Annotated in this window: 25 protein-coding genes and 1 other RNA gene; 4 read left to right on the plus strand and 22 right to left on the minus strand. The window is 50.5% G+C overall.

Annotation, left to right across the window (positions count from 1 at the left end; all coding sequences use genetic code 11):
* Nucleotides 1–6: 6 nt before the first annotated feature.
* From QZ375_RS00155 to QZ375_RS00190, 8 genes are all read right to left on the minus strand, one after another.
* On the minus strand, nt 7–1,524 hold the full coding sequence (locus tag QZ375_RS00155) for a hypothetical protein (protein WP_295213916.1): 1,518 nt from the start codon (nt 1,522–1,524) through the stop codon (nt 7–9).
* 16 nt (nt 1,525–1,540) lie between these two features.
* Nucleotides 1,541–2,428, minus strand: coding sequence for a carbohydrate ABC transporter permease (locus tag QZ375_RS00160; RefSeq protein WP_295213918.1), 888 nt, complete (start codon nt 2,426–2,428; stop codon nt 1,541–1,543).
* Nucleotides 2,429–2,440: 12 nt separating this feature from the next.
* Entirely contained in the window at nt 2,441–3,373 is a 933-nt protein-coding gene (locus QZ375_RS00165) for a sugar ABC transporter permease (protein WP_365727845.1), read from the minus strand.
* A gap of 79 nt (nt 3,374–3,452) precedes the next feature.
* Nucleotides 3,453–6,458, minus strand: coding sequence for an extracellular solute-binding protein (locus tag QZ375_RS00170; RefSeq protein ID WP_295213920.1), 3,006 nt, complete (start codon nt 6,456–6,458; stop codon nt 3,453–3,455).
* Between the two features lie 166 nt (nt 6,459–6,624).
* Nucleotides 6,625–6,903 (minus strand): hypothetical protein, encoded by a 279-nt coding sequence (locus tag QZ375_RS00175; protein WP_295213921.1) that lies wholly within the window; start codon nt 6,901–6,903, stop codon nt 6,625–6,627.
* A 10-nt stretch (nt 6,904–6,913) separates the two neighbouring features.
* A complete protein-coding gene (locus QZ375_RS00180; protein WP_295213923.1) occupies nt 6,914–7,438 on the minus strand; it encodes a flavin reductase in 525 nt (174 codons plus the stop codon).
* Nucleotides 7,439–7,677: 239 nt separating this feature from the next.
* A complete protein-coding gene (gene spo0A, locus QZ375_RS00185) occupies nt 7,678–8,451 on the minus strand; it encodes a sporulation transcription factor Spo0A (protein WP_295213925.1) in 774 nt (257 codons plus the stop codon).
* A 157-nt stretch (nt 8,452–8,608) separates the two neighbouring features.
* The gene (locus QZ375_RS00190; RefSeq protein WP_295213926.1) at nt 8,609–9,187 is read right to left on the minus strand and encodes a hypothetical protein; all 579 of its coding nucleotides are present in this window, start codon (nt 9,185–9,187) and stop codon (nt 8,609–8,611) included.
* A gap of 317 nt (nt 9,188–9,504) precedes the next feature.
* Here QZ375_RS00190 and spoIVB point away from each other — a divergent pair, with 317 nt between their 5' ends.
* Complete coding sequence (gene spoIVB / locus QZ375_RS00195; RefSeq protein WP_295213928.1) at nt 9,505–10,716, plus strand: SpoIVB peptidase; 1,212 nt, start codon at nt 9,505–9,507, stop codon at nt 10,714–10,716.
* Between the two features lie 15 nt (nt 10,717–10,731).
* On the opposite strand, the gene QZ375_RS00200 is transcribed toward spoIVB, so the two are convergent.
* The 8 genes from QZ375_RS00200 to QZ375_RS00235 form a co-directional block, all read right to left on the minus strand.
* Nucleotides 10,732–10,983 (minus strand): hypothetical protein, encoded by a 252-nt coding sequence (locus QZ375_RS00200; RefSeq protein WP_295213929.1) that lies wholly within the window; start codon nt 10,981–10,983, stop codon nt 10,732–10,734.
* Between the two features lie 131 nt (nt 10,984–11,114).
* Nucleotides 11,115–11,378 carry an HPr family phosphocarrier protein gene (locus tag QZ375_RS00205; RefSeq protein WP_295213931.1) on the minus strand — a complete coding sequence of 88 codons (264 nt, stop codon included), beginning with the start codon at nt 11,376–11,378 and terminating at the stop codon, nt 11,115–11,117.
* Between the two features lie 269 nt (nt 11,379–11,647).
* Nucleotides 11,648–12,343: a tRNA (guanosine(37)-N1)-methyltransferase TrmD gene (gene trmD / locus QZ375_RS00210; RefSeq protein ID WP_295213933.1), complete on the minus strand. Its 696-nt coding sequence runs from the start codon at nt 12,341–12,343 to the stop codon at nt 11,648–11,650.
* A complete protein-coding gene (rimM, locus tag QZ375_RS00215; protein ID WP_295213934.1) occupies nt 12,333–12,842 on the minus strand; it encodes a ribosome maturation factor RimM in 510 nt (169 codons plus the stop codon). The genes trmD and rimM overlap by 11 nt, the downstream gene beginning before the upstream one ends.
* Nucleotides 12,843–12,973: 131 nt before the next feature.
* A complete protein-coding gene (locus QZ375_RS00220; RefSeq protein ID WP_295213936.1) occupies nt 12,974–13,207 on the minus strand; it encodes a KH domain-containing protein in 234 nt (77 codons plus the stop codon).
* Nucleotides 13,208–13,505: 298 nt separating this feature from the next.
* Nucleotides 13,506–13,748, minus strand: a complete 243-nt coding sequence (gene rpsP, locus QZ375_RS00225) for a 30S ribosomal protein S16 (protein ID WP_295213937.1) — start codon at nt 13,746–13,748, stop codon at nt 13,506–13,508.
* 70 nt (nt 13,749–13,818) lie between these two features.
* Complete coding sequence (gene ffh, locus QZ375_RS00230; RefSeq protein ID WP_295213938.1) at nt 13,819–15,225, minus strand: signal recognition particle protein; 1,407 nt, start codon at nt 15,223–15,225, stop codon at nt 13,819–13,821.
* Nucleotides 15,226–15,249: 24 nt separating this feature from the next.
* Complete coding sequence (locus QZ375_RS00235) at nt 15,250–15,609, minus strand: hypothetical protein (protein ID WP_295213939.1); 360 nt, start codon at nt 15,607–15,609, stop codon at nt 15,250–15,252.
* Between the two features lie 343 nt (nt 15,610–15,952).
* On the opposite strand from QZ375_RS00235, the gene QZ375_RS00240 reads away from it, so the two are divergent.
* Entirely contained in the window at nt 15,953–16,438 is a 486-nt protein-coding gene (locus QZ375_RS00240) for an SCP2 sterol-binding domain-containing protein (RefSeq protein WP_295213941.1), read from the plus strand.
* Nucleotides 16,439–16,566: 128 nt separating this feature from the next.
* Here QZ375_RS00240 and QZ375_RS00245 read toward each other — a convergent pair whose 3' ends face one another.
* From QZ375_RS00245 to ffs, 5 genes are all read right to left on the minus strand, one after another.
* Nucleotides 16,567–18,612, minus strand: a complete 2,046-nt coding sequence (locus tag QZ375_RS00245; protein WP_295213942.1) for a C1 family peptidase — start codon at nt 18,610–18,612, stop codon at nt 16,567–16,569.
* A 563-nt stretch (nt 18,613–19,175) separates the two neighbouring features.
* Nucleotides 19,176–19,778 carry a recombination mediator RecR gene (gene recR / locus QZ375_RS00250; protein WP_295213944.1) on the minus strand — a complete coding sequence of 201 codons (603 nt, stop codon included), beginning with the start codon at nt 19,776–19,778 and terminating at the stop codon, nt 19,176–19,178.
* Nucleotides 19,779–19,784: 6 nt separating this feature from the next.
* The gene (locus QZ375_RS00255; protein WP_295213945.1) at nt 19,785–20,132 is read right to left on the minus strand and encodes a YbaB/EbfC family nucleoid-associated protein; all 348 of its coding nucleotides are present in this window, start codon (nt 20,130–20,132) and stop codon (nt 19,785–19,787) included.
* Nucleotides 20,133–20,187: 55 nt separating this feature from the next.
* Nucleotides 20,188–21,732 carry a DNA polymerase III subunit gamma/tau gene (gene dnaX / locus QZ375_RS00260; protein WP_295213946.1) on the minus strand — a complete coding sequence of 515 codons (1,545 nt, stop codon included), beginning with the start codon at nt 21,730–21,732 and terminating at the stop codon, nt 20,188–20,190.
* A 42-nt stretch (nt 21,733–21,774) separates the two neighbouring features.
* Nucleotides 21,775–21,873: signal recognition particle sRNA small type (ffs, locus tag QZ375_RS00265), an RNA gene on the minus strand.
* 663 nt (nt 21,874–22,536) lie between these two features.
* Between ffs and QZ375_RS00270 the strand changes: the two genes are divergently transcribed.
* Both QZ375_RS00270 and QZ375_RS00275 read left to right on the plus strand, forming a co-directional pair.
* Nucleotides 22,537–24,363, plus strand: a complete 1,827-nt coding sequence (locus tag QZ375_RS00270; protein ID WP_295213948.1) for a glycerophosphodiester phosphodiesterase — start codon at nt 22,537–22,539, stop codon at nt 24,361–24,363.
* Between the two features lie 69 nt (nt 24,364–24,432).
* Nucleotides 24,433–24,993: a 4'-phosphopantetheinyl transferase superfamily protein gene (locus QZ375_RS00275; RefSeq protein WP_295213950.1), complete on the plus strand. Its 561-nt coding sequence runs from the start codon at nt 24,433–24,435 to the stop codon at nt 24,991–24,993.
* A gap of 204 nt (nt 24,994–25,197) precedes the next feature.
* Here QZ375_RS00275 and QZ375_RS00280 read toward each other — a convergent pair whose 3' ends face one another.
* Nucleotides 25,198–25,983: a class B sortase gene (locus QZ375_RS00280; RefSeq protein ID WP_295213952.1), complete on the minus strand. Its 786-nt coding sequence runs from the start codon at nt 25,981–25,983 to the stop codon at nt 25,198–25,200.
* Between the last annotated feature and the right edge of the window lie 29 nt (nt 25,984–26,012).

Below are 26,012 nucleotides of genomic sequence, written 5' to 3' on the forward strand. Positions count from 1 at the left end.
GCAGCATCACTCCTCCTCTCCCTCGTGCAGCATTTCGACCAGATTCTTCGGCTGATTCTTTTTCTTCTTCTTGTTTCGGAAGTGGAAGAATATACCCACCGCAATAAGCACCACAACGACTAGAATGATCCATGTAAAGTTTGCATTCAGCCATTCAGAACGGTATCCCTCGAATGCTTTGTTGTACAAGTTTCGAGACTGAGCCAGCTTTGCATATTTCATAGCACCAGAATAATCTCCCTCATTATAGAGCGCTGATGAGATGCCGATATATGCCATATGATAGTTGCCGTCCCGTTTCAAAACCTCGCGCCAGGGTTCCAATGCCTCAGCATAGTAACCAGCGTTATACAGAGAAACAGCCTCGTGGACAATACCGCCGAAGTCGGTTTCAGAGAAAACAGTGACGGTGTTTTTCATGGAATCCGCAACATAGATATTGGTTCCCATGGTCTCCACGGCGGAGACCTTCATGGAAAAGCCGCCCACCTGATCGGAGGTAGAACCCAGAATGAACAACAGGTTGCCGTCCTCGTCATATTGGAACACACGTCCCGTTTCCAGATCCAGACAGTTCAGTCTGCCCAGATCATCCACATCGATGTCCACCATCTTGGTGCTGTAATTCTCGTTGGTATTGGAATCAAAAATGGAATTCAGATCGCCAAAGGTCACTTCCCAGGCAGAATACAGGTTATAGCCTGCCGGGTTGACTTTTTTTACACGATCCGCCTCAGAGGAAGAAGACTGGGTCACGGTGTAAATGAAGCCTTCCTCGTCGATATCGAAGTTTGTGATACCGGCGGCGACCTTACGGGACGAATTGGCACGCATTTCGTCAGTTGCAATGAGGTTCCAGAAGTAATTTGCAACGACTTCTGCCGTAGCGTCCACGGAGTTTGCACCGAAATAACCCTGGAATTCTCCATCGCTGTTGAACATTGCCGCACCGTTTGTGATGTTATTCAGCACCATGTAGATGTTGCCTGCCTTGTCCACAACGACCTTCTGAGGTTTGAATGTCTCGTTTTCATATAATGTGGAGTCCGGCCGTGTCAGTTCCATGAGCACATTGCCGTCCAGACCGCACACCAGCAGCCGGGAATTTCCCGTATCTGCAATGTACATCAGTCCCGTATCCTGGGAAACATAAATACCTTCCGGGGATTTCAGCGTCGTCTCGCTGCCGTCCTCCATGCGGAAGCTGTCATAAATCTTATCTGCCTTGGTGAAGTTGCCGTCCGTCACCACAATGCGGTTGTTGCCACTGTCCACCACATAAAAGCGGTCCTCCCAGTCACGGAAGAGATCTGTAGGGGTATTGAACGCCCCGCAGCCCAGATCGAGACCACTCACGGCACGATCTGCCGCATAGCCTGCCTGAGAAGGAGTTGCTTCATTCCAGCGGTCATAGTTATAGACATTATAGTGCTCCTGTGCCGAAGCCGCCGGTGCACTCACCGTCGCCGTAAGCATCAGTGCAGACAGACATGCCGCCGCCAGATATTTTGCCTTTTTCTGCAAGTATCTCACCCTTTCTTTAGTCTTTGATGCCCGAGTGCGCCATGGTTTCGATTACCTGCCGCTGTGCCAGCATGAAGATGACGATCGGCGGCACCAGCATAAACACGGCTGCCGCCATAGCGACACCAGCTCTCGCAAGACCTGCCGAAGCTGCCTGCTGTACCACGGTGGGGAGTGTCTTCAGGGATTCGCTGAATACCAGCGTACCGCCCTGGATATTCCACGCCGCCTGGAATGCAAAGATGATGACAGTCATAAGCGCCGGCTTTTGGTTCGGCATGACGATCTGCCAGCAGATGCGGAACATACCTGCACCGTCCACCTTTGCTGCTTCGATCATGGCATCCGGCACTTGGGTCATGGACTGCCGCATGAGGAACAGGTTCATAGGTGCTGCAACAGATGGCAGGATCAGTGCCCAATAAGTATCGATCATGTGCAGCTTTGCCATGACCATGTACTGCATGATGTAGATGACATTGCTCTGATACAGCAGGGCAACGACGATAATGGCATTGAGCGCCTTTGCGCCGGGAAAACGTACTTTTGCCAGACAGAATGCCGCCATAGCGGAGAATACCACCTGACACACCGTAACAGAGACAGTGACAAAAACGCTGTTGAATACATAACGGGAAAAGGGTACCCACAGATCCGAACACATGCGGAACATGGTGCTGTAGTTGGACAGGGTGGGATCAATGACATAGAGCTTCGGCGGGAACACAAACAGTTCCTGCACGGGCTTCAGGGACATGACAACTGCCAGATAGATAGGCAGCGCCATGAACAGTGCCAGGATCAGCAGGAACACGAAAATACCGATCGTTCCGCCTACCTTATGTCCGGCACGCTTTGTGGACACTTTCAGATGAGTGCCGTATACTTTTTCTTTTTTTGCCATACTGCACCCTCCTTAGTCCATATACTTGCTGAGAACCTTGCCGATGAGCTTGTTCAGGAGATACATGACCACGAAGAGGATCATACAGATCGCTGACGCATAGCCCATCTCATAACGTACCCAGCCGTAGTCATAAGCATGGTTCATAATGGTATGTGCCTTGTAGTCCGTGCTGGGGAAACCGACCAGATTCTGAGAAACAGTGCCGGCAGTGAAGGAGCTGACGATCTGCATGACTGCCGCAAACATCAGCTGCGGTCCCATGGACGGGATGGTGATGTAGATCAGTTCCTGCCAGCGGCTCTTGATACCCTCAATCGCACCAGCCTCATACTGAGACCGGTCGATGTTCTGGAAGCCTGCACGCAGTGCCAGGAAGCCTGCGCCAAGGCTGATCCACATCTGTACCACAATGGTAACGCCCAGAACATAATCGCCGTCCGTAAGCCACTGGATGGGCGATGTGATAAGCCCCAGATCCAGCAGGAATGAGTTGATATAACCGTAGGAGTCACCGCTGAAGATCAGCTTCCATACGGTGTACACATTCGCCATAGACGGTGCATAGAAGATCAGGGTGAAGACGGTGCGGAGCTTTGGATGCAGCTCGTTAATGAGCCACGCCAGCAGGAAACAGAGAATATAGCTGATCGGGCCGGTGAAGAGTGCGAATACCAGTGTCACACGAATGGACTGGATAAAGACTTTATCCGCAAGAAACAGCGTCGTATAGTTCGACAGACCGACAAATTTCGGCATCTGTACCATGTTGAAGTCCGTAAAGCCCATGGGCAAGGACATAACGACCGGCACAATGGTAAACACCAGGAAAAACAGCATGAACGGCAGCATCATCAGATATGTGGCTTTGTTCTGCTTCACAGCAAGCCAGGTCAGCCGCCGGTTTTCCTGTCTTGTTCTTTTGCCAATTTCGGCAGTATCCAAGTGAAACCCCTCCTTATGATTGATTTAGAAATTAGAGGCAAGAGGAAAGACCACAACAGGTTTTCCTCTTTTCATCATATCAGGTGTCAAGTCCGAGGTTTTCACGTTTTCTGGTGATTTCCTCGTTGATATCCCGGTTGTAGGACATGAGCGTATCCCGTGGATTCTCATAGTTATTGACTACATCACGGAATGCATTCATCACATTACGGGTAACGGAGTAGGATGCCGGGATGATGGGGATCTCTTCCAGCTCATCCATAGCACCCAGAATGGTGTCCGCCTCATCCGTAGACCATGCCAGCTGGGTCAGCGCTTCTTTGTTTGCCGTTGCATACCGTCCCATCTGACCCATCAGACCTTCGATCTGTGTACCATATTCTACCTGCACCTCTGTGGAGCAGAACCATTTCAGGAAAGTCCATGCATTCTCAACACCATTTTCCTTTTCGTCCACCTTATTGAAGATGACCGCACCGGCATTGTTGGAGTTAACCGCATGAGAAATGGTGCCGTCCTCCTGGAGCGTACCCGGAATGGCTGTGAAGCCCCACAGACCGTCTATTTCCGGTGCTGCTACTGAAAGCTGATTGAAGAAGGAGCAATAATCCGAAATGACGATGGGATATTCACCCGTCCGGAAACGGCTGAATGCGTCATAGGTCTGGTCGAAATCATACTTCGTATAGAAATCTGTCCACATCTCAAAAGAGTCAATGGCAGCATTGGTATCAAAGGTAGTTTCTGTCTGTGCATCATTATAATAGTTCTGACCGCGCTGGAGCAGCAGCGTTGCAAAGGTCAGACCGGATTCTGTCGCCGCCGAAATGGTCGCCATATTGGAGTCCGCTGCAATGACCGGCAGCACCAGACCAGCAGACATATAATTCCGCTGAAGTGCCGGGAGCATATCAATGAGATCGTCCCAAGTCTGAGGCGCTTTTGTGAAGCCCAGCTCACTGAGGACGTCCTTTCGGTAGAACATCATTGCCCAGCTTCTGGTCAAAGGCAGACCATACGTACCGCCGTCATACTGATAGGGCACCATTGCATTTTCCTGGTACAGCTGCGTCATTTCTTCATAGCCATCCATCTGGGAAACATCTGCCAGAAGCCCACGTGCCGCCAGGTTTACAGGAAATTCGCCGCCCAGGAACAGGGCAACATCGGGGCCCTTGTCCGCCAGAGTCGCTTCCACGACACCGCCTACAACCAGGTTCACTGAGATCTCAACGCCATATTCCGGCATGAACTCGGATTCTACCAGTCCCTTGACAACCTGTGCCTGGTCACGTCCCAACTGCACCCATACCTCAATGGCTTCATCGCCGGTGGTGGAAGACAGAGAACTGTAATCCTCGTCCCAGGAGGCTGCAAACCGCTGGAAGCTGTAGGAAACAGAATCCCAGAAACCTGCTTTGATAGACGGGAATTCCTGATCTGCCGAAGCCAGTTCCAGATAATCCACTTCCAGAGGCTGATCACGATAGTCACGCATCCAGGAGGAAAGGGACGTGATATAGTCCTTGATCTGGGACAGATAGTTCGGGATCTTCAAAGGATCGTTCACGCACTTGTCCAGAATGATCCGCATCTGTTCCAGAGAAGCTGCCTCTGTACCCTGAGAATTTGCCAAGGCTTCAATGTGATCCTGAACCTTTTTCAATTCGCCGGACATCCGCTGGAATTCGTCTACCAATTCCGGAATTTTTTCGTGAACATAATAATCCGTGTACTTGTCCGGTTCCGGGCCGGTGATCATGACGATCTTACGGTAATAATTGTTCAGATCCAGCACAATGGCATCCAACTGGCGCATGGAATCGCCGATCTCGCCGGGGATCGCTTCCAGTGTAATGGTATGATCCTCACCAGCAGTCAGATATACATAGACAGCCTCGCCGTCTCCATTCTCTACGGTGGTCATCTGAAAGTCCGTGTCATAATAGAACTTCACCTGGTCAAATTCCTCGCTGGGCACCTGACCGTCGATATAGATCCGGCGGTTGGAGTAGAAACCGCGCATATCTTCCTGCCGTGCCTTGATGCCAAGCTTATACCAACCGTCTCCGGGAAGTGTACCGGCATCTACCTGCCAGGTTATAGTCTGGAGTGCCTTGTTCCAGTTGCCGCTGCCGATGGTGTTATACAGCATATGCTTCGGGTCAGAGGGAGAAATGGCACTGGTGGAATTATCATAAGTAGGATACAGTACGGAATCTGACTTATAAACTGCACTCTCGCCCTCAATACGTACAACACCGGAAGGCGTGCTTTCTTTTGTCACTGAAGTATCCGTACTGCTGACATATTCGTCATAAGTAGGCGTTTCCTCCGGCTGGGCAAAGCGAAGATATGCCAGCGCAAAATATGCCTTTTCAGAAGAAATGGTGATCTCGTGCGTTCCTTTTTCCAGATAGAAGAACAAGGGCTCGTTGAACAAACCATCTGAGTCGCCGATCCAACAGGCCTGCCAGATCTCCGTCTGTATCTGAGAAGGCCGGATCTGATTACCGCTGCTGTCGGTCTTCATTTCCTCTTTGTTCACGTATACCTTGTTCAGATTCAGACGGGATGCTGTATCGTAAGGAATTTCGCCGTCAATCGCAAGAGAAAAGGAGATCTCCGAGGTATTGGAGGAAATGGGACAATAAGATGTCTCAATGGAATAGAGACCGGTCTCCGGCACGCTCACCTCATAGGTAAAGCTGCCGTCGGCACTGCTCCAGATCAGAGTATTATCAGGAATCTCTTCGTTATCCCAGCTAACGCTGCCGCCAGAAACAAATGTCTCATAGGATTCGCAGTCTGCTGTTTTGAAATCCGCACCATATACCATAATCTCCGCATCAGGACGAGGTTCTCCCTGATAAATATCATAGTAGTCGCTATAGGTCTGCTGTTCCTCATAGGTGAGGTCGCCGCCGGTGTCCGCAGGCGTTTCCCCCAGCTTCTGCGTCTCTGTCTGCGTCGTTTCGGCACTCTGCGCCTTTGCCCCATAGGCAGTCAACGGTAGTGACGCCGCCGCCAAAAGACACGCAAGCGTCCCAGCGACCGCACGTTTTTGCCAAATGTAATTAGCCAAAGCTCTTCCACCCTTCTTTCTGTACGCCGGTTCTGCATGGCGCACGATTTTCGTTCTTCTGCCAGCACGCCGGTTCTCACGGCGCACCCCCTGCGAGAATTCTACAATTTATACAGAAATCACGCAGAACAGTTCCTTTTTATTATAACAATTTCCGGTGAAGTTGTCAAGTTTGTGAAAAAAAAAGCCCCTTATTTGAGAAGTTTGTGAAAACTGCTGAAATCGGCGAAAATGCGTGGTTTTCCAGCAGTTTGCATAAAAAAATCACCTGCTTTTCACAAAATGGCCTGAAAAAATTTTTCGCAAAAAATAGTCTTTTTCTGCTTCCCGGAAAGCTTATGACAATCCCACAGACAGATGTGACTGAAAATATATTTCGTGGCTGAAAAAGCTTTGCAGCACAAAAAAGACCTCCGCCGTCCGGGCGAAAGCCTTTTTTACGCATATTCTCTTACTCAGTGTATACGCTCATAATAAGCGATCACTTCGCCCACAAATTCCCGGTGCATCGGGTCAGAGCTATACCACCGCTCATAAGTTTCCGGCTTCACAAAGCCATCCTTCTGAAGCATCGCTGTATACACTTTCCGGCAGATCAGTACCCGGCGTGCCTGTGCAAACGTCGTCGTTCCGTCCAGGAGAACGGGCTGTAATCCGGTTTCCTTTGCCTTATCACAGTCCCGACCGGAATGCGAACCGCAGAATTGCAGCGCCGGCTTATATCCCGAATCAAAAAACGTAACTGTGAACAGCTCGTTCTGATCCAGGTACTCTAATGTATGACGATTTGTGCGCACGACGCAGTGAAACGAAGGTGTACCCCAGATCTCGCCCATAGCACCCCAGGATGCAGTCATGGTGTTATAAGCCTCCGGCGTTCCGGAAGTCAGCAGATACCAGTCTTTTCCGATCATGGTAAAAGGATTGCATTCCAGGTCGCTGAGATCCATCTTTTTAAAAAACTTGTTTCCATCAGTCATAAAATCAATTCCTTTCGCATAAAATATTCGTATGGCATTCTCCACCGCTCTGCCATAGTCTATTTTACCATAAAAATCTTTTGACTGCATGAAAAAAGTGTAAAAAGTGCACAAACCTTCTGACAAGCATTGTACCGGCACACATTCTGTTCATTGGTTTTGTCTCTGTTATTCTTCAGTCTATGCAGAAGTGCTGATCTTTATGCCAATGAAAAAGATCCGTTTTCGTTTTTGAACGCTCAACCCCGGCGCTGTTCGCCATTTCTGCCGTACTGAAGGCGAAGCTTGTCTGTCAGCAATGCGATAAACTCAGAATTGGTCGGCTTTCCCTTGCAGTTGTTCACAGTATAACCAAAGAAGGAGTTTATGGTATCCAAATCACCCCGATCCCATGCGATCTCAATGGCGTGACGGATGGCACGCTCCACACGAGAAGAGGTGGTATCAAACTGCTTTGCCACAGTGGGATAGAGCATTTTTGTCACACTCTCCAACAGCGCCTGATCCTTGATGGATGCCAGAATCGCAGCACGCAGGTAGTGATAGCCTTTAATGTGCGCCGGCACGCCCAGCTGGTGGATCATATCGGTAACCACAACCTCCAGGTCCTCGCAATCTGTACACTTTGCCGGCAGTATTGTCTTGGACATAAGACCCACGATCCGGTTTCCAAGAACTGAAATATCAAAAGGTTTGAGCATGAAATATGCTGCGCCCTTTTCCATGACCTGACGTTCAATAAATTCATTTTCATAAGCGGATGTGATGATAAATGCCGGTGCCTGCTCTAACGTCTGAGATTTCTCAAGGATCTCTATGGCGTCCATGTTCGGCAGAATGGCATCCATCACGACAACATCGGGTTTATCATTCCGGATGGCATCCAGAATCACCTTTCCGTCTCTACGCCGTGTCACGACATAAAGACCCTGAGACCGCAGTGCATTGGCACAGGCTATGCCGTACTCTGCACTGTCATCTCCAATCAGGACTCTTATTTTTTTGTTGTCCATTTTGTTACCTCCTGTTTTTTTGTTCTACCATATAATTTTACCACATTCCATGGGGGATTTGCAAGCTGAAATTCTGTCGAAAAACAGCATTTCACAGAAAATATACAGAAATTTTTGTAAAATCTAAGTAAATTCCTCCCAAATAAAAATACTTTCTCTATTTTTTATAGGAATCTTCCAGCACAGAGGGCGCTTTTTGGGATTCCTGGTGTTTTTGACGGGTTCGCCGCATTCTGGCATCCACAGAAAAAAACTGGACAAGCGCCAGTGCTGCAAGGCTGCCGTATACCACAAGGGTGGGGAGAATTTCCATGCGATAAAGCGCATCCGCAGACATATCCATGATCTTGCTGTAAAATCCGCTGTCCGCCGCATAGGATGAAACACGGTACAGTGCGATCATACACAGAAAAATGCCCACAGTACCCACACCGATGCCAGCCCAGTTCATCCAGCGGCGGCGGTGTACCAGGACAAGCACTGCACCCACAGTCAAAAAAACCGACGCTGCGATCATCATCTGTCCATAGCCCACAAAATCCAACGGCCAATTTTCTCCGGCTTTGGCGCTGCGGATCCAGCCCAGGGCACAGCCCAGATCCACCACCCAGCAGCAGACAATGCCGGAAAAAATGAGCAGAATGCGCAAAAAAATACAAATGATCTTCTGAATACGCCGGCGGCGATATTGTACGGCGGTTTGCATTCCCGTTTTTGTTTCCTCACGTTGTTTCATATGTTCTATATTCCTTTCCCATTATGCCGAATTCCGGCGCATTCACCGGTCTGGGCCAGTATTTCTTCCGCTGCTTTGCAGGTATGACTTCCTTGCTTTTACGCTGATAAATCCCCGGCAGACAGCGCAATATAATTGCAGATCCCGATGCGGATCATGTGTGAATTTTTGTTTCTTGCATATTGTGCATTCCTTTATAGGGACGGATACACGACGGGCGCAAGCCCCCGCCGTTTCAAATCATCCAATCCGCTGCAAAACAATGATTCTCACGTTTTCACGCATTCGATCATCTCACAAGAAAGCAGGGATTTTTCATGATACAATGGATTCGACGAACGGCAGCTGTCGGGGCTGCCGTACTTCTTTCGATATATGGTGCAGCTGCCTACTACGCCTGGCAGCTGCCGGACAGCTATTATATTCCCACAGACGGAACGCTGCAAGTAGACACGATGCTGCATGTCTCCGCTGCTCCTTCAGACCATGCAGCTGTACAAGCTGCCGCAGACAGCGCCTCCAACACAGAAACCGCCTCATTGCAGCTGTTCGGCATCGTCCCCATCAAGGACGTGGAAATGCAGGAGATCGACCGTCCCATGCTCGTCCCCTGCGGTCAGGCATTCGGTATCAAGCTGCGCATGGAGGGTGCTATGGTAGTGGGCATGGACAGTGTGGAAACGACCTCTGGTGACCGCTGCCCGGCACAGGAGGCAGGACTTCAGACTGGTGACCTCATCCAGGAAGTGGATGGACAAGCAGTGGATTCTAACGAATCCCTGCAAAATGCCATTGCCGATTCCAAGGGTGATACAGTCACTGTGACATATGTCCGGGGAGAAGAAACCCGCACCTGTTCCCTCGATCCGGCATTCGCCGTGGACGACAGCCGCTATGAGGCCGGCGTGTGGGTGCGTGACAGCAGTGCCGGCATTGGCACAATTACCTTTTACGCCCCCGAAACCGGCAGTTTCGGAGGTCTGGGGCATCCCATCTGCGATACAGATACCGGGGACATTCTGCCGCTTGGTTCTGGTGATGCAGTAGCGGCTGCCATATCCCAGGTCATCCGGGGCACTTCCGGGAGTCCCGGGATGCTCCAGGGCAGCTTCAAGGACGAAGCACCCATAGGCGAGCTGTTGTGCAATAACCGCTGCGGCGTATTCGGCACGCTGTATAAGAATCCTTCTGAAGAAGAAGCCATTCCCATGGCTTTCAAACAGGAGATACAGACAGGAGAAGCCCAGATCCTCTGCACCGCCTTCGGCGATACGCCGAAGGCATATGACGTAGTACTGGAGGAGATCGACTACAGCGGCACGGACAGCACGAAAAATATGACCATTCGTGTGACAGATCCGGAACTGCTGGAACGTACCGGCGGCATTGTCCAGGGCATGAGCGGCAGTCCCATTATCCAGAATGGAATGCTGATAGGTGCTGTGACACATGTGTTTGTGGACGACCCCACCTGCGGTTATGCCATTTTCTGTGAAAATATGGTACGATATGGACTGTGCGGCAGTTAAGACAAGACATGTTCCTTACCCATTTTCAAAAAAGCAGCCTGGCAATGAATTTTTTTGATCCAGCAATTTTTCAAAAATGCTGGCGAGGTCCAAGGCGAGAAGCCCTGGCCGCCGTCCGCAGACGGCGAAACACCCCGGCGCATTTTTTTGCGCCACGGAGAGGGTGGTGAGAAAAGCGACAGCTTTTCGAGGAGGGGCGAACAAGACCGTCCCTCCTTGTAAAACCTCCTCAATACGTGAAATTTTGAAAACGTCCCAGTGGGACATTTTCAAAGAGACCGCCAAAAACCATAATCAAAAATCAAGCAAGCCAATTCCGGGGAGTCCACAAGTTAACAAAAAACCTCACGGCAGGACTATGCCTGTACCGTGAGGTTTATTTTTGTGTCAGCCGCAGCTTAATCGCTGAATCCGCTCTCTACCAGTTCCACCAGAGAATTTACTGCAATCTGTTCGTCAGAGCCGTCAGCAATGATCTTGATGTCTGTGCCGCCAACGATGCCCAGGGACAGGATGCCCAGCAAGCTCTTTGCATTCACACGGCGCTCTTCCTTTTCGATCCAAATCGAAGCCTTGAATTCATTGGCACGCTGAATGAAAAATGTAGCCGGTCTTGCATGCAGTCCAACCTGATTCTGTACCGTTACTTCTTTTACATACATAATAAAACTCTCCCATCTCTAGTAATGATGTGATCTCTCACAACATACATTGGTTTTATTTCTACCATACTTTCATTATACAGGTTTTTTCCGATAACGTCAACGTACTTTTTGCAACAAATCTCCTATTTTTCGGAATTTTCTACGTGTTGACTTAACCAGTCTCCCTTTTTTTCTCAAAGTTTGTGAAACATGACAACAACGTCAAATAAAAAAATGCGTAAATTACCGCCCTACCATATTTTATTCAAATTCGACAAAAAGATCTGCTACTTTTTGTCCAAATAGCGAGTGTACAGATCCGGGCGCTGTGCCTTTGTCACCTCCAGGCTTTGTGCAAAACGCCAATTTGCAATGTTTTTGTGATGCCCTGTCAAAAGTACCGGCGGCACTTCTTTGTCGTGCCAGACAGCCGGACGAGTGTACTGAGGATATTCCAACAGTCCTCCGAAGTGGCTCTCATCCTCGAAGCAAAGGGATTCCGGCAAAACTCCCGGCAGCATCCGTGCCACGGTATCAATAAGCACCATTGCCGGCAGCTCGCCGCCGGTGAGCACGTAGTCTCCAATAGAAATTTCTTCGTCAATGATCTCATCCAGAATGCGCTGATCTACACCTTCATAATGCCCACAAAGGAGAAAAATATGCGGCATTGCCGACAATTCCAGGGCACGCTGCTGGGTGAGCACAGCACCCTTCGGTGACATATAAATTCTATGCGGTTTCGTGCCCATATGTGCGCAGACAGCCTCATAGCAGCGGTAGATGGGATCCGCCTGCATGACCATGCCTCTGCCGCCGCCATAGGGCACATCATCCACCCGGCGGTGCTTGTCCAGAGTGTAGTCACGGATATTCCAGCACTGGATAGACAGGCAGTCATTTTTTCTGGCCCTGCCCAGGATGCTCTCCGAAAGCACTGCCTCGCACATTTCCGGGAACAGAGTCGCTACATCAATCCGCATCGAACAAGCCCTCCAAAGGACGGATCCGCATGACGCCAGATGTCACATCCGTTTCCAGCACCACGTCCGGGATCGCCGGGATCAGCACAGTCTTTCCCGTTTCGTCCTTGACCTCATAGACATCGTTTGCACCAGTCTGGAGGACATCTGTCAGCTTACCATAGCTGACACCGCTGTCGGCATCCAGCACCTCCAGTCCAATGAGATCCTGGATAAAGTAAACGCCCTCTTCCAGCTCCACTTCGTCCCGATCCATATAGAGCACCTGATTACGGAGCTTTTCCGCTTCTTCCACAGTTTCCACGCCCTTCAGATGGAGCAGCACGTTATTTTTTTGCAGCCGTGCATCTGCGACCTCCACAGGCTTGTATTCCTTTCCAAGATAGAGTGTGTCAAATTCGCACAAAAATTCCGGATCATCGCACCAGGGCACGACTTTGACATCACCGTGCAGCCCATGGACATTGACGATCTTTCCGATCTCAAGATATTGTTTCATGTTTTGTAACCTTTCCTGTTGACAATGCATTATTCTACGGCAATACCGTGCAAAGCCGCCAGGCGTTCTTTGTCGGTGATGCCCTACATATAACAACAGGCGAACGCATCCGTCCGCCTGTTTTCGTTTGTTTAATCGATCTCTACAGCGATCTTCTGATTGTTCTTTGCAGCCCCGGCACGCATAATGACACGAATCGCCTTTGCGATACGTCCCTGCTTGCCGATGACACGTCCGGTATCCTCCGGTGCTACGTGCAAATGAAAGACAATCACGCCTTCTTCATTGGGTGCATCCTCTGTGACTTCAATTGCCGACGGGTCTTCTACCAGTCCGGCAACGATAACTTTCAGCAGTTCCTGCATTTGTAATTCCTCCTTCTTGGGATTCGGGAAAACATTGCTCCACTGGTCAGCTGTACAAATTTTCCACAGCTCACCGGCGGAGCAATCACTGTGCCGTGCATTGACAGCACACCCCGCACTTAGAGCCTGTTTAGCATCTTTTCCCACGCATCTTTTGGGTGAATTTTGTCGCTTTCTGCGTTGAAAATTCTTGCCGGGCAGAAGCCCGCCTGCGAATTTTCGCCTTGAAATCAACGAAAATTCACTCAAAAATCTACGCAGAAAAAAATACGAAACAGGCTCTTAGACAAACTCTGAATTAGAGTACGCCTTCCTTCTTCAGGATCGACTTTACGGTATCGGTCGGCTGTGCGCCGTTTGCCAGCCATGTCTTTGCCTTATCAGTGTCCAGGCTAACAACAGTCGGCTCCTTGGTCGGGTCATAGTAACCGATCTCCTCGATGAAGCGGCCATCTCTCGGATAACGCTCATCTGCTACAACAATACGATAGAACGGAGCCTTCTTTGCACCCATTCTTCTCAGTCTGATCTTTACTGCCATTTTGATTTCACCTCCGTGTGTTATTCAGGCTTTTCGCCCATCTATGTCCAGCAGTTTCCTGCGGGATTGCTTATTTCTTCGGCATCAGTCCCGGAGGCACACCCGGAATATTGCCGTTCTGCATCTGATCCAGGTTCATGCCTGCCAGCCGCTTCATGGCACGGCGGTTCATCTTACCGCCCTTGCCAGGCTTTCCGCCCAACTGCTTCATCATCTTCTGCATCTGGTCAAACTGTTTCAAAAGCCGGTTCACATCCTCTACCTTCGTGCCGCTTCCGGCAGCAATTCTGCGTTTCCGGGAGGGATTGATGATGGACGGCTTTGCACGCTCCGCCTTTGTCATGGACGTGATCATAGCTTCAATGCGGACAAACTGTTTTTCGTCAATGTCTACATCCTTCAGCTTATCGCCCACGCCGGGCAGCATATTCATAATCGACCGGATAGAACCCATTTTCTGGATCTGGCGCAGCTGATCCAGCAGATCGTCCATGTCGAACTTGTTCTGCTCCAGCTTTTTCGCCATTTTTTCGGCATCCTTCTGGCTGATGGTACTCTCCGCTTTTTCAATGAGGGTCAGCATATCGCCCATGCCCAGGATACGGGATGCCATGCGCTGGGGATGGAACTGTTCGAAATCGTCCAGTTTTTCACCCATGCCCACATATTTGATCGGCTTACCGGTGACAGCCAGCACGGACAACGCCGCACCGCCTCTGGTGTCGGAGTCCAGCTTGGACATAAGCACACTGTCAATACCCAGGGCATCATCAAATGCCTTTGCCACATTGACGGCATCCTGACCGGTCATAGCATCCACCACCAGCATGATCTCATTTGGATTCGTCAGTTCTTTGAGATCTTTCAGCTCATCCATAAGCGCTGTGTCGATATGCAGACGTCCCGCAGTATCCAGGATCACCACGTCATTGCCGTGATCCTTGGCATATTTCATTGCCTCTTTGGCAATGATCCGGGGGTCGATCTGTCCCATTTCAAAGACTTTCACCCCGGCACGCTCGCCAACTACCTGTAACTGGTTAATTGCCGCAGGACGATAGATATCGCACGCCACCAGCAGCGGATAATGTCCCTCTTTTTTCAGCATTTTCGCCAGCTTTGCCGAATGGGTGGTCTTACCGGAACCCTGAAGGCCGCACATCATAATGACGCAGGGCGGCTTCGACGGGAACTGGATCCGGGCATTTTCATTTCCCATGAGATTACACAGTTCTTCGTTAACGATCTTAATGACCTGCTGTGCCGGTGTGAGACTGGAGAGCACCTCTTCACCCACGGCACGGTCAGAGACCTTTTTCACAAAATCCTTGACAACCTTATAGCTGACATCCGCCTCCAGCAGCGCCATACGCACTTCACGCATAGCCTCTTTTACATCGCTCTCCGTCAGCTTTCCATGGGATTTCAGTTTCTTAAAGACCTGATTCAGTTTCCCGGAAAGTCCTTCAAATGCCATGATATCCGCCTCCTTTGCCCGTGGTCAGAGCAGTTCCAGCCCCTGGTGTACTGCCTCCATTGCATTATGACAGGCATGCTGCACCGCCCCGTTCTCTCCGGCTGCGCCGGAAATGGTTTCCAGGGACGCTGCGATCGCCGCAAAATTCTCACGCAGTGCGTTCAGGCGTGCAGCAAACTGGAGCTTTTCCTCCATTTCCAGCAGCACCTGTTCGCCCCGTTTGATGCCGTCACGCACACCCTGGCGGGTGATGCCGGCGATCTCTGCGATCTCGCTCAGAGAAAGATCGGCGCAGTAGTACAGTTCTGTCAGCCGATACTGGTGGGGCGTCAGGAATTCGCCATAGCAATCCAACAGCATGGCAAACCGCAGATCCTTCGCCATCTCACCGTCTCCTCTCCATGCCTGTAAAAGCAATCTGCTTTACAAGTATACCCGATTTTTTGTTCCTTGTCAAGTCTTTCCCTATCGTGAAACTGCACAAATTTGCATCCAAATTTTCTACCATTTATCAATATATTTGCTTATTTTTCATGTTTTATCCTTATTTCTCTTGACATTCGGTGATTTTTCGCCTATAATAACAAGAGTAACGTGATACAAAATCCGGGTATTTTCAGAAATGCCATGGCTGATCTGGAAAATGAGAACCGTTGCCTCTTATCCGGTTTCCGAACAGCAACGCCATGCGGCAGCATGCCGCATTCGTTAGAAAGGATTGACAAAAATGACTTTTGAAGAAATGTTTCAGCAGGCAAAGAACGCTCTGACCCAGGCAAGTGCCGCAAAGGTAACAGAGCACATTGCTGTACAGTTCAACGTGACCGGCGAGGGCGAGGGCATCTTCTATGCAGAGCTCAATGACGGTGTTCTGGCAGTAGAGCCTTATGATTACAAGGATAACGACGCTGTTCTCACTGCTGATTCCGCTGCGCTCCTGACTGCGCTGAAGGAAGCTGACACAGCAAAGCTGAGTCTGGAAGGAAATAGTGAAAAGATCGCAGCATTCCGTTCTATTCTGGCAACTCTGCCGGCACCGAAGAAGGCTGCTGCGCCGAAGAAAGCTGAGACAAAGACTACTGCTGCACCGAAGGCTGAAGCTAAGCCGGCAGTAAAGACTGTGGCAGAAGTAACAAAGACTGCTGCAAAAACAACTACAACTGCAAAGACCACTACAACTGGCAAGAAGAATTGCGGCCGCAAGACAAAGTAATGATTTTTTATCCGTAAAAGAAAACGGGCAGACATCAGCTAGGTGTCTGCCCGTTTTTTGCTGCATAATTAGTGAATTGTAAAAACGCATTTTCCACAGGCGATAATGAAGTTTCTCAAATTCTTCACTCACCCCAGAATTTTCTCCCACTGGGCATCGCCGCCTACGGATGCCGTAGCATAATACAACAACATATAATAGGCATCCTGTACTGTAAGGCTGCCGTCACTGTCCACATCCGCCGCCGCCACTTGAGCACTGCGCAGATCCGAAAATCTTTTCACTGACTCAGCCGCATAAGTTTTCAGCGTCAGGTAGGCATCATCAGCGTCTACCTTTCCGTCCTCGTCCACATCACCGCGGGTGTAGATCTCATTGGCATACATGAGCTGAGGATACTCCACCAGACCGGCCTGCTCCAGTCCACCCAGAAGATTCTTTGCAGCAGTATCGATCTCTTGCTGAGACGCATCTTCTGTCAGCTGCTGGGCTTCTGCATACGCCGTCTGATACAGCTGGTTGTCGTTCTCGTCTGGTTCGCCATATGCCAAAGCAGCATTCAGCTGATTCCGGTTTGTCTCCAAAGTATCCTCCCGAACGATCGCCTTGATCGCTGCATTTCCCATATTCCGATATGGCTTCTGTCCGCTGGACCTTTCCATTTGCTGGAGATCCAGCACATCCGTCCATTCTCCCCTGGTGTCCTGCACATAGCTCTGCCCCTGGAGGATCTGACATCGCCGTTCCAGTCCGCTGCTCTCCGGCGCATTGGACTCAAAGGCATAATACGACAGCGCCGTTGGGTCTGAGATTCCTCTCAGTTCCAGTACCACCGAAAAACGCTGCCCTTTTTTCAGCTGCAAAGAATTCCCCGAAAGGGAAACATTTTTATAGCCCCCATAGCGCACCGTTCCAGACTGGGTGCAGAGTTTCGTGCCGTCCGTGGGAGACTGGGCATCTTCGCTCAAAGCATATACCGAAATGGTATAAAATGTACTCAGGGGATTGTTCGCCACTATGGGAAACATGACTTCTTCCAACACGCCATCCGCTTCCGCAGTGAATACATTTGCCGCTGCTGCGCACGACAGCCCTGTATAGGCAACGCTGCCATCGTATTGATAATTGGTCACCTTTTCCGAAGCTTCCTGCATATGGAACACAGCAAATTCACACAGAGATGGTTCCTCATAGGACATCCAAAAATAGCCCTCATAGGCATCGTCCTCACCCCAGCTGTTCCGCACCAGCCATGCGCCGTCCCGGTTGGGTTGGTTATCCGGATGGAAATTGGCACGGGAATAGTTGTCGTCCCATCCCACAATGAGCACTGCATGATCTGCATCATCGGAGGAATGCGCCGACTGATAGTAGGCGTTGGAGCTGTCGTTCTCATAGAATTCGCCCTTGGAATAAAAGGAGACGCTCACTGCGCCAGTATCCATGAGCCAGCTTTTCACTGTATTCTCATAGCCCGTCGTTTTTTCCCAGAGCAGATCAGAGCTTTTCATGCGATAATAGGATGTATATCTCTGGTATTCCGAATAACCGTTTTTCCAGGTGTCCATAGAGAGATTCTGATCCAGCTGTACGCCGATCCCGGCAGCAAGGGCAAAGCCGGCAATGCCAGCATTGCCGCCGCCAGTGCCTTTGCCGTCCATGATGATATAATCACCGCTGGTGAAGTCACCCAGCCGGCTGTGATTCGTAAAGGGATACCACCCCAGGGACGCCTCGGAGAGATTCAATTCGCCCTTTTCGTCTTTCCAGCTATCAGGGATATCCAGTCCCTGCTTCATAATATTGGATTCACAAGCACCCAACGCCGCATATGCCCAGCAAAGTCCCGTACTGCCCTGATTTTTCACTGAGGTCACATAGCATTCGCCGTCCACATCCAGCAAGCTATAGGACGAGGGCAGGGACGATGCCTGACGCAAAGCTGTGTCAGGTTCTGTAGAGTTTTCTTCCGTCACTGCCGCCGCAGTCTCCCCGGAGGGCACCAGCAGATCGCCGTTCTGTTTCCAGGTCATTTCTGACAGGTCACCCTCAAATATTCCTTTCTCTTCCGGCGTAACCGCAGCTACATGTGACAATTGCATCCACGGCAGACAGCCCAGCGACAGCAGCACTGCCATTCCCCGGCGCAGCCGCCGGGATCTCATTTTTTTCATAAGCCCCTCCCAATTCGACGGGTAAATTGTGTAATAATATAAGATTAGTTCCCATTATATCACATTTTTTGACAATCGTCAACTATTTTTCAGTATAATGGGAGAAAATGAGGAATGTCAGCATCTCCTACGGCGCTGGATTGTAGGGGCGAACTGTGTTCGCCCACACTTCCACAATCGTTTTCTGTAGGGGCACGGCATGCAATACCCTTATGGATTATCGTTCATTGTTCCGTTGCAAACATTCCACTGGAACGTTTGCAAAGTTTTACTTGATGAGATGGCTTCACAAGGGGAAAGCGGTCTTATTCGCTTTCCCCTCGAAAAACTGTCGCTTTTCTCACCCCTTTTCTCCGTGGCGCAAAAGCATGCGCCGGGGGTATTTCGCCGTCTGCGGACGGCGACAAGGGGCTTTGCCCCTTGTCCCTACCAGCATTTTTGAAAAATTGCTGGATCAAAAAACTTCATTGCCGCCTGCAGCAATTCGTTTTTTACAAATTACTTTATTAAAAAAACCGCTCTGCACAACAGCACAGAACGGTTCTTTCATTTTACATAATCACTCACATGGCAGTACGGTTTTCCAATGCCTTGAACAGGGTTACTTCATCGGCATATTCCAGCGTACCGCCTACCGGCAGACCGAATGCCAGACGTGTGACCTTGACGCCCAACGGTTCCAGCAGCTGCGCCAGATACATGGCAGTAGCATCGCCTTCCACTGTAGGATTGGTCGCCATAATGACCTCCCGGATCTCTCCTTGGTTCAGCCGTGCCAGAAGTTCCCGGATCCGCAGCTTGTCCGGTGTAATCCCGTCAATGGGAGAGATCAGTCCGTGCAGCACATGGTACACGCCGTTGTACTCTCCGATGCGCTCCAGCGCTGACACATCCTTAGGTCCCTCCACCACGCAAACGGTGGTCTTATCCCGTTCGCCGTCTGCACAGATGGGGCACAACTTCAGATCCGTCAGATTCTGACAGCAGGGGCAATAATGAATATCCCGCTTTGCCGCCAGAAGTGCATCTGCAAATGCTTTCACTTCCTCCTGGGGACGGGAAATGATGGAGTACGCCAATCGCTGGGCAGATTTGATACCAATACCCGGCAGCTTTGCGAATTCCTCCGCCAGAAGTTCCAGGGGAAGTGCGTTATATCCCGGCATCTTCCCTTAGAACAAGCCCGGGAGAGATACACCGCCGGTGATCTTGCTCATTTCGGCCTCGGTGGTCTCCTCTACCTGGTTTACAGCCTCGTTCAGTGCGCTGATGATCAGATCCTGAAGCATTTCAATGTCTTCCGGGTCTACGACTTCCGGCTTGATTTCCAATGCCTTTACGGTCTTTTTGCCGGATACGGTAACGCTGACAGCGCCGCCGCCTGCGGTTGCAGTGAAGTCACGTGCTTCAATGTCCTCCTGCAATACGGAGATCTCGTCCTGCATCTTCTGTGCCTGACGGATCATGGCGTTCATATTCTGAGCGCCGCCCTGGTTCTGTTTCGGTAATCTTGCTCTCATGAGAAAATCGCTCCTTTAAAAAAATCAACTAAAATAAATGGCGGTTTTTCCAACCTTATGATTCAACAGCAGTATCTAAATTGCTGTCAATTGCTTTTTGTATCAGTGACTGGGCCTTGGATTCCTTCTGCTCCGGTTCGCTGCATTTCGCACGAATGTTATATTCCACGCCCAGAAACCGCTTTACTGTCTCACGCAGGGAAACAGCGTTTTCCTTATTCTTGAGCAGCGTCAAAAAAAACCGGTTTTTTGCCACAATGAGCATGGTATTTCCAGCCACAAAGGCGCTGGATTCTGCCAGACTGCCGGAAACTGCCGGGTTCACCGCCTGATATTCCGCCAGAATATCCGCCCAGTTTCCCACAGGACGGAAGTCCGATGCACGCAATGGCGTAGATCCTGCCGCAGGTGTTTCCTGAGGTGGTTCTGCCGCAGGCTGCACCGTCTGTTTCGGCGGTGGGGTCTGCACCGGCTGAGGCACTGGGGCAGGCTGTGCCTGCACCACAGGATGGGGCACTGCAAGCTGTAACAATGCCATCTCCAGTTCCACCCGTTTTCCCGGATTGCGCTGCATCCGTTCCCGGCAGTTCTGGAGTTGAGCAATCTGGGACAGGATGGTATCCAGCGAGGGTGCCTGTGCCAGCTGCTGCAAACGGGGCATCTCATCCGGCAGACAGGTCAGCAGCGAAGGCTGTCCCGACCCAGCTTTCACAAGCATCATGTTCCGCAGCTGTTCCAGCAGTTCATCGCAGAGCCGTACCATATCCTTGGACTGGTCGTACAATGCCCCGGTCAGTTCCAGTGCCTTTGCGGCATCCTGTGCCTGGACTGCCTCCAGAATAGAAAAAACGCTGTCTCTTCCGGCAACGCCGGCAGCAGCAGTGACAGATGCAGCAGTGATGGCTTCGCCGCCGGATGCACACTGATCCAACAGAGACAGGGCATCACGCATACCGCCGTCAGACAGATGTGCAATGAGCTGTGCCGCCTCTGGCTCCAGAGAAAGCTGTTCCTGTCCGGCGATATATTCCAGCCGTGCCGCAATATCTGCACTCTGGATCCGGTGAAAATCATACCGCTGGCAGCGTGAAATGATAGTCGCCGGCACCTTGTGCACCTCGGTGGTCGCCAGAATAAACTTGACATACGCCGGCGGCTCTTCCATAACCTTCAGCAGCGCACCCCAGGCACTGGGCGAGAGCATATGCACCTCGTCGATGATATACACTTTAAAGCGGCAGCGTTCCGGCAAATAGACCGTACCCTCACGCAGATCCCGGATATCCTCCACGCTGTTGTTGGATGCAGCGTCGATCTCCACAATGTCGCTGAGTGCGCCACGCTCTGCCTCCCGGCAGATATCGCATTCCAGACAGGGATTTCCCTCCGGCGTGCGATGTTCGCAGTTCACTGTCTTGGCAAGGATCCGGGCGCAGGTGGTTTTTCCCGTGCCACGAGAGCCGGTGAAAAGATAGGCGTGTGCCGTTTTGCCCTCCCGGATCTGATTCCGGAGGGCTGTGGTAATATGGGGCTGTGAGATCACATCATCAAAAGACCTCGGCCGCCATTTTCGATACAAAGCCTGATACAAACAACGCACCTCCCGTCCCGGGCAAAAAACCTCAAAAAATTCCGGAACATAGGTGTGCAGGTTGACTGCGGCACACAAAACAATCCGCTTAATGCTGCTCGGTTCCCCGCCTGACATGGTTCACGGTGCTTTGTTGCACAGGACCCGCACACCTATATTCCGGAATCCGTTCCTGATACCAACGCATCAGATATAAGTATTATAGCACAAGTCCAGGAAAAATGCAAGTGTTTTTTCAAAAAAATCACGCAAGTCAACTTTTCTTGTTTTATCCTATGGGATTATGCCCTGCGTTCGCCCATGGAAGCATCCTGGGTGTCAGTAGGCGAACACAGTTCACCCTTACTATATATTTTTTAAAAATATATGTGAGCAAAGGATTGCTCACACCGTTCTCGAAAAATTGAAGGAAAAACCATTGTAGGGACGACCATTGGCCGCCCACACTTCCACTTTCTGCAAGGTGTTTTACAAAAGTGGGGCGCAAAGGGACAACCTAAGGGGGAGCGGGGGCAAAAGAAAACCGTGGCAAAAGTGCGGATTTCCCCCGCTCCCCTCACGGTTTTCCCTCTGCACTCCCTTTCCCTTCACCCCTCACCCCCCTTTCCGCACTTTTGCTGCGCACAGTAACTTGACTTTCTTTATATCTACTTTAGCTAAAGCTTTCAGACTGCGACCGTCACATTGACAATTCCCGGAAAATGTGGTAAGATGAACAACAGCTAAAGTCAATGTAAACCATGGCGCATACCCCGTCGAAAAAGGGTTACGCTAAGATATATATCATAAAAAATCCGAAAAGGAGGTGGTTGTATGAACCAGTTCAGAAGCGGTCTGCACCGTCTGGCACGGCACTGGAAATCCCTTATGGTCTTTGAGATCGCATGGAAACTCATCACGGTTCTGGTCATCGCACCTACATGTGCCGGGCTGATCCAGCTTGCCATCCGGGCAGCCCATCTGAAATATCTGACCAACTCCAACCTCCTGCAATTCCTCCGTTCTCCTTGGACGATTCTGCTCATTCTGGTAATACTGACGGCAGCGTCTCTCTACACCCTCTTTGAAATTGCCGCTGTATGCACCTGCTTTTCCCAGCCGCCCCGGCAAAAGATCCATGTGACTCTGCGCTGTATGGTACGTGACGGGCTCAGTTCCCTGAAACTTTTTTTCCTGGGCGGCAGTCCTTTTTTGGTGCTGCATCTGCTGATCCTGATCCCTCTCATGCAATTTTCCGCCACTTCGGGTATTTTCGCTGCCATGGGCATCCCGGATTTTCTCGCCTATTACATGACGAAAAAGGAATTTCTCCTGCCCATCTATCTGGCAGCTGTCATTCTCTGTTGTCTGCTCTCTGTGCACTGGATCTTCGCAAGCGTTTTGTTTACCCAACGGCAATGCAGCTTCCGTCGTGCGCATCAGTGCAGCACTGAACTGGTGAAAGGCAGATTCTGGCGTACCTTTTTCTCCGTTCTTTTGTGGAATCTGTGTTATTTTGCCGTATTGCTGTTGTTTTTATGTATCGTAACCCTAGTGATCCTCCTGGTGATCCGGAGCACCCACAGCAGCGCAGTGATCTCCTCTCAGGCAGCACGAATTCTAAAGCTGCTCATCCAGGCAGTCCTCTGGAGTTTTTCCTTTTTTGCCACACCCATCTGCATGGCGCATATTACAGCACTTCTGGAAAAACGCTGCGTCCAGATGCCGGAGGTCGTTCTTCCCGATCCCATCCGCATCTCTCCACGGTCATCCCGTCCCTTCCGGCGCAGCACTGCCATCCTGACAGCGGTCTGCTTCGCCATTGCCGCTCTAACACTGAATGTCTCCTATTTTTACAGCATCGCAACCGGCAATTCCAATCTCCAGCTGACCCTGTTTCACAAACCAACCATTACTGCCCACCGGGGACTTTCTGCAAAAGCACCGGAAAATACGCTTTACGCTTTTTCCGATGCCATAGATGCCGGTGCGGACATGATCGAATTGGATGTCCAGCAGACAAAAGATGGCGTTCTGGTGGTACTCCACGACCAGGATCTACAGCGCACCACCGGCATGAACCGGAATATCTGGGATGTCACCTATGATGAGATCCGGGATCTGGACGCCGGAAGCTGGTTCGATCCAGCATACGCTAACGCCAGGATTCCTACCCTGGAAGAAACGCTGCAATTTATAGATGGTCGCATTCGGTTGAACATTGAGATCAAACCTACAGATCACACCTCGCCTACCCTGGAACAAGACGTTGCTGATCTAATTACCACATACGGCTACACGGACAATTGCTGGGTCACATCCTTTTCCTACAGTTCCCTTAAACGCATCAAAGAAACAAACCCGGACATCCGCACAGGCTATATCATGAGCGTTGCCTATGGACAGTTTTATTCTCTGAAATACGCTGACGCATTTAGTCTTAACAAAGTATTTGTCACCAGCCAGGTCGTCAATTCCGCCCACCAGGCAGGCAAGCAGGTATTCGCCTGGACGGTGAACAGCGTTTCCGAAGTGCGCAGCCTTTGCAATCTCCACGTAGACAGCATTATTACAGACGACCCGATCATGGTGCAGGATGTGGTCTCCCGCACCAGCACCAGTGAGACCATCCGGACAGTGATGGATTATCTGATCAATTGACAAATGAGGAAATTAAGGCAATTCCGCACAATTTTTGTGCAGTATTGCCTTAGGATCAAGGAGGCTTCCATGGAACTATTTGCCTGTCCCATTTTGGATACCGGAAAATCTGCGGCGCACGATACTGCCTATGCGCTGCTCCGCCGGGTATTGTGGGAATCTTATGGGCTATCCCTGCCGGAGATCACCCGTGACAGCCGTGGAAAGCCCTTTTTCCCGAACGTTCCCCAGCTGCACTTTAACCTGAGCCACTGCCGGAGACTTGCGGTCTGCGGCATATCTAATGCGCCTCTGGGCGTAGATGCAGAGGCGATCCGACCGCTCCGGGAACGTGTCCTGCGCCGTGCCTTTTCGCCGGAAGAAAGCCAGGCCGTCCGGGAAAGCCAACATCCCGATGAGCATTTTTTCCGGCTCTGGACTTTGAAAGAAAGCTATGTAAAAGCTATCGGTGTGGGGATCTCCTACCCCTTACATACCCTTAGCTTTAGGCTGGACGGGAAAAACATCTACGCTTCCGTTTCCGGCTGGCAATTCCGACAGTTTCTGATACAGCCAGACTGGGTGGTATCCTGCTGTGTGGACTCAAAAGATACGCTGCCACACGGAATAACTTTTTTACCACATCATTGATACAAAAAACGGTTTCAGCTGAGATTGCTGAAACCGTTTTCTTAGAGCCTGTTCAGTATCTTTTTATGTGCGGATTTTCGAGCATAATTTTGTCGTTTACAAGGAAAAAATCCGCAGGCATACTGACGTATGGCAAGGATTTTCGACGCAGTTAACGGCAAAATTTGCCGAAAAGATGTGCGAAAAAAGATGCTGAACAGGCTCTTATTCTGGTATTTCCTCTGCTGGTCCAATTTTTGCGATCAGGATCCACTGGGACTGTTTTTCATTTTTCTCATATTCCAGAGTGGACAGCACCAGCAAGCGATCCTCCTCTGTCAGTTCCACTTGACGTTGCTGCTGAGCATTTTCCAGAAGCATGTCCAGAAATGCACTCTTATCATCCACGCCGGATGCAGACTGCTTCAGCATTTCCTCTATTTCTGGATTTCCAGACAGACTCGCCGCAATGGTCAGGAGATGCGATCCGTCCTCCAGGATCAGATACCCCTGCGTCACCTCTTGAAACCGACTTTTTTCCTGAAACGACCGGAGTGACCCGAACATCGTGCCGTTGTTCATGGCGTGTCCATAGACCACCGAAACATCGTCAGAAAAATCCGGCGCATTGCCGCTGTACAGAAAAGGCGTGCCGTAGACATCATCCTTCTGATCGTAGCTGTGGTCAATATAATAGTCCTCATCCTCGCTGTACATCACCGGATAATCAATAGATGTCCCCGGAATCACAAGCCACCCTTTCATATCCGGATAGGATGCGCTGCCTTCTTCCAGCATGGTCTGCCGCCGCCGCAAATTTTCACGATCTTCCATTGAAGTAACGGCACATCCCCCGCCCAGACTGCGGATGGCCTCCATCAGGTGGGATTCACCCGACCCAATATAACGAGACGCACGCAGACAAATGGCAGAAATCAATATGACCACTGCCAAAACCAGACTCATTACAATCACGATCATCTGCTTCTTGCGCAGCTTTTTTGGTGCCATGGATGACTCCCCTCCTGCAATATCAATTT

The sequence above is a fragment of the Ruminococcus sp. genome, assembly GCF_019417665.1.
Lineage (GTDB): Bacteria > Bacillota > Clostridia > Oscillospirales > Ruminococcaceae > Ruminococcus_C.